The sequence below is a fragment of the Serratia sp. A07 genome, from assembly GCF_058725505.1.
In genome coordinates this window covers 1-2,512 of the sequence record NZ_JBZXDO010000118.1, presented here as the reverse complement: position 1 = coordinate 2,512, position 2,512 = coordinate 1, and the positions used below count along the sequence as shown (strand labels likewise).

Annotated in this window: 1 protein-coding gene and 1 pseudogene; both read right to left on the bottom strand. The window is 50.6% G+C overall.

Annotation, left to right across the window (positions count from 1 at the left end):
* Positions 1 to 147 precede the first annotated feature (147 nt).
* The gene (locus tag AC4PR2_RS28355) at positions 148 to 1,848 is read right to left on the bottom strand and encodes a TraI domain-containing protein (protein ID WP_492175981.1); all 1,701 of its coding nucleotides are present in this window, start codon (positions 1,846 to 1,848) and stop codon (positions 148 to 150) included.
* Positions 1,842 to 2,411: pseudogene (locus AC4PR2_RS28350) on the bottom strand (ATP-binding domain-containing protein); the annotation flags it as partial. The pseudogene AC4PR2_RS28350 and the gene AC4PR2_RS28355, both read right to left, overlap by 7 nt.
* Positions 2,412 to 2,512 lie beyond the last annotated feature (101 nt).

The following is a 2,512-nucleotide window of genomic DNA, read 5'->3' as shown; positions in this document are numbered from 1 at the left end:
GTGAAAAAATATTCCTCGAGCAAGAACTCCCACTCATCGTGCATTTTTTCTTCACTTTTCATTTCATAACCTCGAATGAGTTTATTTATCCACTCACAATCCGTCAGTTTTACCCAACACTTATGAGATTCTCCCTGCATCAAAAAACTACGGGATCACGAGTAACTGACTGTCCTCTGGCACGCGTGTCCCACCATACAAACTATTTGCCTTAATCAGGTAACCATTGATACGGCGATATGTGCCCACCCCCTCAGGCTTTTCATAAAGATGGCCAATAAAGAATCGCTGCCCCTTACGGATCCGATGTCTTCCCAGTTTTTCAAATGCTTTTTGGATAGCATTTCGGTCACTACGCTCCAAATTATTTTCTTTGATATACAGATGAAAAATATCTGGAACGCAGAGAAACACGAAACCACTAACAATATGTGCCCTGGAACCTATAGTATTAACAGATATATCACCTTTTTTTATCCCAAGACCCAACCACTGTAGAAAGACGTTCCCAACATTACTCTCTGCATTCAAAATACCTTCCACGCTATTTTCTTCCAACCCTGGAGCCTTTGATAAATGTTGAGCGTCTAAAATAGTCGTTGTTTCCGTGCTATTTAATAGTTCAGGTTCTATTACGCCTGGTAAAAGACAGTCATCTTCAATTACAGTAGTTATGTCATGTACCGACCCCTGCTTTTCTTCAGGAAGGAGGCTCTCTTTCTGAGGGGCGTTTCCCTCTTCTTGGTTATCCAGGCAAGTCGGTACTGACACCTCTACCGCCATTAATGACAACAAAGCCTGCATTTCTTCTTCCACACCAACCTCTGTTTCTGGCGCCAGGACCATCTCAGCCAAAGGCTTATCGTTGACCGGCGCATCCAGGGCCGAGCTAAGAAACACTTCCGTGACTAACGGTGCATTTTCGTTGGGCTGATCTAATGTCTCTGCCAGCAGTTGCTCCTGAGCAAGAGGAGGATGGGTACTGCTGACTGCGCTTTGCAAATCAGTCTCGAGTACTGAAGAGGTGGTATTTTCTGTCACCGGTGCCACTGACGGTAAGGCTATTGCCAATGTGTCGGGGTTGGATATCGGCAAAAGCGATACGGCCAAACCATCGCCACGAGCTAGTTTGGCCGCCTCCAGAGTAATATCGTCAATTGCAGGTAATGTGCTCGGTTGCCTGGACGCTATCGTCATCAACGAATGTATCGCTGCTGGTAGTGTTGACAGCCATTCGATAAGCTCTTCAGGCAGCAGCCGTGCCGCAATCATTGCGCTCTGACTTGTGGCCAGGGGCGGGGCTGACGGGGCTGCCCTGAAGCGAAAACGGTAAGGTTCACCCGGCACCGTCAAACCAGGTAACCAGGCACGGCCACTTTGGAACTCACCCTGCAGCTGGCTCAACAGCGGCAGGTAGTGCCATAGCGCTGCATAAAACACCACGACATTCCACTGCACATTCTGGGCGGATTGTTCTTCAGGCGCAGCCCCTGGGGGCAACATGTGCCCCTTGGCCAGTCGAACCGCATACGTCGTCGTCTGCAGGGTAACATCGACCAGCCCTCCTTCCCTGGCATACTCCCCCTGGGACGAGGCCGGAAGTACCTGCATCAGCGTAACAAGCTGCTTCAAGGGTTGCAGATAGAAATGTTCATAGAGATCTTTGGGCAGTGCGCTGTTCTCCCACAGCTGCTGCAAACACTGCTGACGAGAGGCCGTGCTCAAAAGCTGCTCTGCGGATGCCGGCATAAAATAACCTACAGGACATTGAGAGGCTGAAATGCTTGCCGTTGGATTTGCCGGCATAACCTGGGTTCCAACCAGCAGTTCTTTGATAGCCTTCAGCATGCCAGGCCTCCGGCGATATCATTACCCTCGCTGTCCATCAACATCTGGAGCAATTCATTCAGTACCAGCGTTTGCCGGGCCCGGGTCACAGCGACATACAGCAGGTTGGTTTCATCGGTACGTTCGCAGTCGGCCATCAGGGGATCTGTTATATCGGCAAAATCATGATTCAACACCACCACAGACCACTCCAGCCCTTTGATTCGATGCGCCGTCGAAACGGTTACCTGAGCCTGGCGTTCATCAGTCACTGCATGCTCACGCATCACCTGCAGCTTTTGTGGCAGCGGGAAGTACTGTTCGAGTAACCGGAGGCCTTGGTTCATTTCAACATCCCGGGTTGCTCTGGCAACCGACTCAAATTCCTCAAAGTTGCGGTATTCTCGCGCCAGCCGCGGAGATTGCATTCGCTCAGGCATGTCCGCCGAAAACCAGTACAGATCTTCCAGTTCTTCCGTTTTGTAGCCGCTGATACCCCCAACCCAGTAGACCTTCTTCCCTGCCAGGCTGGCATCCAGCGCAGCGCCGATGACCCCAGCCACCGTTCGGCTCAATATGGCAACAGGCTGACCCTTCACGTCATCAGGTATCTGACGACAATTAATCTGGCCGGTTCGCGACAATTATTTTGGCCGGTTTGTAATCTGAGATCACAACCTACTCA

Coding starts and splice junctions, on each gene's coding strand:
- AC4PR2_RS28355 (WP_492175981.1), bottom strand. CDS start 1,848: ATGCTGAAGGCTATCAAAGAACTGCTGGTTGGAACCCAGGTTATGCCG.